General features: G+C 50.8%; 4 protein-coding genes and 3 pseudogenes. 6 read left to right on the forward strand and 1 reads right to left on the reverse strand.

Features of this window, described 5'->3' with window-relative positions; genetic code table 11:
• Positions 1-153 (reverse strand): annotated as a pseudogene (locus tag BBW68_RS16310) (transposase); the annotation flags it as partial.
• On the opposite strand from BBW68_RS16310, the pseudogene BBW68_RS08125 reads away from it, so the two are divergent.
• The 6 genes and pseudogenes from BBW68_RS08125 to BBW68_RS08145 all read left to right on the forward strand — a co-directional run bounded on the left by BBW68_RS08125 (position 148) and on the right by BBW68_RS08145 (position 5,845).
• Positions 148-993, forward strand: a pseudogene (locus BBW68_RS08125) (patatin-like phospholipase family protein). The pseudogenes BBW68_RS16310 and BBW68_RS08125 overlap by 6 nt on opposite strands.
• Positions 994-1,087: 94 nt before the next feature.
• Entirely contained in the window at positions 1,088-2,101 is a 1,014-nt protein-coding gene (gene rssB, locus BBW68_RS08130) for a two-component system response regulator RssB (protein ID WP_070134821.1), read from the forward strand.
• Positions 2,102-2,294: 193 nt separating this feature from the next.
• A pseudogene (locus tag BBW68_RS17795) lies at positions 2,295-2,439 on the forward strand (UTP--glucose-1-phosphate uridylyltransferase); the annotation flags it as partial.
• A 108-nt stretch (positions 2,440-2,547) separates the two neighbouring features.
• The gene (gene galU, locus BBW68_RS08135) at positions 2,548-3,456 is read left to right on the forward strand and encodes a UTP--glucose-1-phosphate uridylyltransferase GalU (protein ID WP_070134823.1); all 909 of its coding nucleotides are present in this window, start codon (positions 2,548-2,550) and stop codon (positions 3,454-3,456) included.
• Positions 3,457-3,482: 26 nt separating this feature from the next.
• The gene (locus tag BBW68_RS08140) at positions 3,483-4,823 is read left to right on the forward strand and encodes a UDP-glucose dehydrogenase family protein (protein WP_070134825.1); all 1,341 of its coding nucleotides are present in this window, start codon (positions 3,483-3,485) and stop codon (positions 4,821-4,823) included.
• A gap of 14 nt (positions 4,824-4,837) precedes the next feature.
• Positions 4,838-5,845 (forward strand): NAD-dependent epimerase, encoded by a 1,008-nt coding sequence (locus BBW68_RS08145; protein ID WP_070134827.1) that lies wholly within the window; start codon positions 4,838-4,840, stop codon positions 5,843-5,845.
• Positions 5,846-5,952: the final 107 nt, after the last annotated feature.

The following is a 5,952-nucleotide window of genomic DNA, read 5'->3' on the forward strand; positions in this document are numbered from 1 at the left end:
CGAGCCTTCACGCAGCTTGGGGATGCGCAGGTCGAGCGTGCCGAGCCGGGTGTTGTACTGTCGGTCACGGTAGCCGTTGTGATAGGTCTCACGCTCATCACAGCGCTCATGGGGCTCTGCGTTGATACACAGAGTGACATCTACCGAATTTACACCACGTCCCAAGAGTCTACCTCGGGTGCCGCGAAAGGATGGGCGCATATCGGGGTGATAAATGTTCTTGAACGCGCCGGCATCTGTATTGACGTCGTGGTCGGATGCTCCGTAGGTGCCTTGGTCGGGATCGCATATGCTACGCAGCGACTGCCGCTGATGGAGCGCTGGGTGCGCTTGTTCAGCTACTGGCAGGTTATACGCCTGATGGATTTTTCATGGTAACGAGGTGGGCTGCCGCGCGGTGAGCGCATGTTTAGTCACGTGCGTGAGTTGATTGGCGAAAATAATATCGAACAATGTGGTTTACCTTTCAGCGCGGCAGTGACTAACATGCAGCTCACCGGTTTACTGGCACCGATGAGCTGGAACGGTTACTGGCTGGTAGATGGCGCGGTGGTCAACTAGGTACCTATCTCCCTGACGCGTGCGCTGGGCGCTGATATCGTTATTGCCATGGATTTGCAGCGCTATGCGCATCTGATGCAGCAGGACTTGCTATCAGTGACGCCAGAATCCGGCGATAAGCAACCTCTACCGCAGCCTGACAGCTGGAATGACCGCCTGCGTCAGCGCATTAGCGGCCTTAAGCTACGTAGAGTAAATCACACACCCGGCACCATGGAGATCATGTTTACCTCTATTATACAGGTGCTGGAAAATCGGTTGAAGCGCAATCGTATGGCGGATGACCCGCCAGATATGCTATTACAACCCTTCTGCCCGCAAATTTCTACCCTAGACTTCCACCGGGCCGAAGAGGCCATTGATGCGGGGAGACTGTCCGTTGAGAAAAAAATAGATAAATTGTTACCTCTGGTCCGTGACAAGCAACAATAGCGTGGTCAAAAAGCGACTACTTCGGCCAATTCTGAGAGGCATAAAGGGCGTTTATAGACCACTATTGAGGTATCTGCTATGCCAGGGGGAAGCAATGGAAAAACTATTAAGTGGAAAACATATTCTCCTCGTTGAGGACGAAGTCGTTTTTCGTTCTCTGCTGGATAACTTTCTCTCTGCGCTAGGTGCCGTGGTCACGTTGGCTGATGACGGCATGCACTCACTGGAAATCCTGAGCCGTTCTCTGCCGGATTTGATCATCTGCGACCTCGCCATGCCACGCATGGACGGTATCAAACTGGTTGAGCATCTGCGCAGCAAGGGAAACTCATTACCCATTTTGGTTATCTCGGCCACCGAGAATATGTCGGATATCGCCCACGTCCTGCGTTTGGGCGTGCAGGATGTGCTGCTCAAGCCGGTTAAAGACCTCGCGCGCCTGCGCGAAGCGGTATTCGAGTGCCTCTATCCATCAATGTTTACCTCTAAAGTGGAAGAGGACGAACAGCTTTTTCAAGACTGGGACGCGCTGGTCAGTGACCCGCAGGCCGCCGCCAAACTCCTCAAGCAGCTGCAACCGCCGGTGCAGCAGACGATGGCCAACTGTCGCATCAACTATCGCCAGCTGACGATGGCAGAGCAGCCAGGACTGGTGCTTGACGTGGCGGCATTATCGGAACGCGATCTCGCTTTCTATTGTCTCGATGTCACCCGAGCCGGCGATAACGGCGTGATGGCCGCATTACTGCTACGCGCCATGTTTAACGGACTGCTGCAGGAGCAGCTTTCCGGACAGGGGCAGCGGCTGCCCGAGCTGGGCGGTCTGTTAAAACAGGTCAATCTACTGCTGCGGCAGGCCAACCTGAAAGGTCAATTTCCACTGTTGGTGGGCTACTACCATCAGGGTTTGAAGAATCTGCTTCTCGTTTCTGCGGGTTTAAACTCCACTCTCAATATTAATGCACACCAGATACAGCTAAGCAATGGTGTCCCTCTTGGCACCATGGGCAGCACACATCTTAATCAAATCAGCCAGCGGTGTGATGCCTGGCAGTGTCAAGTTTGGGGCACCGGAGGCCGACTGCGCCTGATGTTGTCTACGGATTAACCGCTGCCTTACTATTTTCATCTGGCTCTGGCAGACAGGGCCATAGATAAGCTTTACACTCGGGTAATAGTCTTAATTTGCACTAAAATGGTTTATCTAGGATAAATCTGCGTGGGTTCAACTGGTATAGCCAACTCGTTTTAAACTCGACATATCAAGTAATAACTTGAACGGCCTAAAGAGAGGTGCTTAGATGTCTGCCTATAAGTCCAAAGTAAAAAATAAAAAAAGCGGTTATCCCTGTTGCTGCTTTGGGAACGCGTATATAGCCAGCTACCAAAGCTATTCCAAAAGAAATGCTGCCGCTGGTCGATAAGCCGTTAATTCAGTATGTCGTTAAATGGTTTATTTAGGATAAATCTGCGTGGGTTCAACTGGTATAGCCAACTCGTTTTAAACTCGATATATCAAGTAATAACTTGAACGGCCTAAAGAGAGGTACTTAGATGTCTGCCTATAAGTCTAAAGTAAAAAAAGCGGTTATCCCTGTTGCTGGTTTGGGAACGCGTATGCTGCCAGCCACCAAAGCTATTCCAAAAGAAATGCTGCCGCTGGTTGATAAGCCGTTAATTCAGTATGTCGTTAACGAGTGTGTCGCTGCTGGGATCAATGAGATTGTGCTGGTTACGCACTCTTCTAAAAACTCGATTGAAAACCACTTCGATACCAGTTTCGAGCTGGAAGCAATGCTAGAAAAACGCGTTAAGCGCCAGCTGCTGGAAGAAATTCAGTTTATCTGCCCACCGCACGTAACGATCATGCAGGTTCGTCAGGGTCTGGCGAAAGGCCTCGGTCATGCTGTTATGTGCGCATGGCCAGTGATTGGCAATGAGCCAGTTGCGGTGATCCTGCCGGACGTTATCCTCGACGAATATGAGTCAGACCTGTCGAAAGACAACCTAGCTGAAATGATGAAGCGCTTCGACGAAACCGGTCACAGCCAGATTATGGTTGAGCCAGTCGCTGACGTGACCGCTTACGGCGTAGTTGACTGCCAGGGTGCAGAGCTGAAGCCTGGCGATAGCGCACCAATGGTTGGTGTGGTTGAGAAGCCGAAAGCGGACAAAGCACCGTCTAACCTCGTAGTTGTTGGTCGTTACGTTCTCTCTGCCGATATCTGGTCACTGCTGGCGAAAACCCCTCCGAGCACCGGTGATGAGATCCAACTGACTGACTCCATCGCCATGCTGATGGAAAAAGAGACCGTAGAAGCTTATTACCTGAAAGGTGTGAGCCACGACTGCGGCAATAAGCTGGGCTATATGCAGGCCTTCGTTGAATACGGTGTGCGTCACAATACGTTGGGCAGCGATTTCAAAGTGTGGCTGGAAAGCACCGTAGGCAATAATAAGTAAGTTTAATTTCTAACCGGGACAATTCAATGAAAGTCACCGTATTTGGTATTGGCTATGTTGGTCTGGTTCAGGCTGCGGTTTTGGCCGAAGTCGGACATGACGTTCTTTGCATCGATGTCGACGAAAATAAAGTCGAGAATCTGAAGAAAGGGATCATTCCTATTTTTGAACCGGGCCTGACGCCGCTGGTTATACAGAACTATGAGGCCGGACGCCTGAAGTTCTCCACTGACGCAGCAGCTGGCGTCAACCACGGGATTATGCAGTTTATCGCGGTAGGTACGCCACCTGATGAAGACGGTTCAGCGGACCTGAAATATGTTACCGCAGTGGGGCGTACCATTGCTCAGCATATGCAAGAGCATAAAGTGGTGCTCGACAAGTCGACTGTGCCAGTCGGTACAGCTGACCGTATGCGTCAGGTCATGGAAGAGACATTGAAAGGGCGAGGCATTGAGCTGACCTTTGACGTGGTCTCCAACCCTGAGTTCCTGAAGGAAGGAGCAGCAGTCAGCGACTGTATGCGGCCTGAGCGTATTGTTATCGGTACTGATAACGATGAAGTGGTTGAACTGTTGCGCGAGCTGTATGAGCCGTTTAACCGCAATCACGATCGCATGATCCTGATGGATATTCGTAGTGCTGAATTGACCAAATACGCAGCAAACTGCATACTGGCGACCAAAATCAGCTTTATGAATGAAATCTCTAACCTAGCCGAACGCTTGGGTGCAGATGTTGAAAAAGTGCGTCTGGGAATTGGTTCTGATTCACGAATCGGCTATTCATTCATTTATGCTGGCTGTGGCTACGGCGGCTCCTGCTTCCCGAAAGACGTTCAGGCGCTGATCCGTACCGCAGAGCAGATCGGCTATAAGCCGCGTCTGTTGCAGGCGGTTGAAGATGTCAACGATTCGCAGAAGACCAAACTGCCGACGTTTATCAAGCGTCACTTCTGTGAGAATTTGCAGGGCAAAACCTTTGCACTGTGGGGGCTGTCATTTAAGCCAAACACCGACGACATGCGTGAAGCTTCCAGCCGCGTGCTGATGGAGTCACTGTGGCAGGCGGGTGCAACCGTGCAGGCTTTCGACCCGGAAGCAATGGACGAAGCGCAGCGTATCTACGGTCACCGCAGCGCTCTCAAACTGATGGGAACTAAAGAAGCTGCCCTGCAGGGCGCAGATGGCTTGGTCATCTGTACCGAATGGCAGAATTTCCGCGCACCTGATTTTGACGTAATTAAAAATGCTCTAAAAGAACCCGTGATTTTTGATGGTCGTAACCTGTATGATCCAGAAAAAATCAGCAAGCGCGGTTTTGTTTATTATGCAATCGGCCGCGGAGCATCTCTTCAAACTGCATAATAAATGAGGGTAGTATGAAATATCTGGTTACCGGTGCAGCAGGCTTTATTGGCTTTCATGTCTCCCTGCGCCTGTTGACTGCCGGTCACCAGGTTGTCGGGCTCGACAACCTGAATGACTATTACGACGTTAATCTTAAGACAGCCCGTCTTGACCTGATTAAAAACCACCCCGAATTCACCTTTGTGAAAGGAGATCTCGCCGATCATGAAGGCATTGCCGAACTGTTCCAGACTCAGCGCTTTCAGCGTGTCATTCACCTCGCCGCGCAGGCGGGTGTGCGTTATTCCTTAGAAAACCCGCTGGCTTATGCCGACGCCAATTTAATTGGTCATCTCAATATTCTTGAAGGGTGCCGCCATAACCAGGCGGAGCATATGTTATATGCCTCTTCCAGCTCGGTGTATGGATTAAATCGCAAGATGCCATTCTCAACCGACGACTCGGTTGACCACCCGGTATCGCTGTATGCCGCGACCAAAAAAGCCAATGAGCTGATGTCCCATACCTATTCACATTTATATGGTATTCCTACGACTGGTCTGCGCTTCTTCACCGTTTATGGTCCGTGGGGACGCCCAGATATGGCGCTGTTTAAATTTACCCGCGCAATGATCGCGGGTGAAAAAATCGATGTCTATAACCACGACCAGATGCGTCGTGATTTCACTTATATTGACGATATCGCCGAAGCTATTCTGCGCTTACAGGATGTTATCCCGCAGGCGGATAATAGCTGGACGGTTGAAAGCGGCAGCCCGGCAACCAGCTCTGCGCCTTACCGCGTATACAATATCGGCAACAGCCAGCCCGTTACGCTGATGTCGTATATCGAAGCGCTGGAGAATGCTCTGGGGCAGACTGCGCAGAAAAATATGCTGCCTATGCAGCCGGGTGACGTGATGGAAACCAGCGCCGATACCAGCGCATTATATAAGGTGATTGACTTCAAGCCGCAGACGTTAGTTGAAGAGGGCGTGGCGCGCTTTGTTGCGTGGTATAAAAATTTCTATCGGGTATAAGCCCGGCAGCCCAAAGAAAAAGGATGCCATGATGGCTTCTTTTTTTTATCTACGCTTGGTAGCTGTAACAAAATGGAGGGAAACGCCCTATGTAGTGGTCAACTAAT

Origin of the sequence: Candidatus Erwinia dacicola, from assembly GCF_001756855.1 — a bacterium.
Lineage (GTDB): Bacteria > Pseudomonadota > Gammaproteobacteria > Enterobacterales > Enterobacteriaceae > Erwinia > Erwinia dacicola.